Origin of the sequence: Oceanobacillus alkalisoli (assembly GCF_022213125.1) — a bacterium.
GTDB lineage: Bacteria > Bacillota > Bacilli > Bacillales > Amphibacillaceae > Oceanobacillus > Oceanobacillus alkalisoli.
Genome location: NZ_JAKNRA010000042.1, coordinates 1 through 698, shown reverse-complemented (window position 1 = coordinate 698; position 698 = coordinate 1). Strand labels below are relative to the sequence as shown.

General features: G+C 38.8%; 1 protein-coding gene. It reads left to right on the top strand.

The window, feature by feature from the left end; translation table 11 throughout:
* The coding region (locus tag L3V42_RS18055; protein WP_238472626.1) for a transposase at positions 1–698 on the top strand (698 nt) is incomplete at both ends.

Genomic DNA, 698 nt, shown 5'->3' with positions numbered 1-698 from the left:
AGAAGAAGCTATTTTTATTGATGGAACGAAGATCGAAGCTAATGCAAATAAATTTACTTTTGTTTGGCGGAAATCCACGGAACGATATAGTGAAAAGCTGATTGAAAAATCAAATCAACTGTACGATAAGTTGTTAGAAAAAGAAATTATTCCAGCCATTGAACAAGAAAGCGAAGAAGAGTTGTCGGTACAAGAACTGGAAGAAATCGTTGAAAAGTTAGACGAAAAAATCGAGGAATATGACGATAAGATTGAAGCGTGTGAAGTTGGAAGTGAGCGTAAGAAAATCCGTTCGGAACGTAAATTTCCAAAACAAGTTCGGAAGCAATTTGTGGACTTTGTGACGCGTAAACAAAAGTATCAAAAAGATATGGAGATTTTTGGTGACCGCAATAGCTATTCCAAGACGGATCCTGATGCGACCTTCATGCGTATGAAGGACGACTACATGAAGAACGGTCAATTGAAAGCTGGTTACAATGTTCAAATTGCGACAGAAGGGCAATACGCACTTGCTTATAATGTGTTTCCGAACCCAACCGACACGCGCACGCTAATACCTTTCCTCGATACGATTGAAGCTAACTTTTTTGAGCTGCCGGAATTTATTGTCGCAGATGCCGGATATGGTAGTGAACAGAATTACGAAGATATCCTAAAAAATCGAAATCGAACGCCACTCATTACATACAATCAAT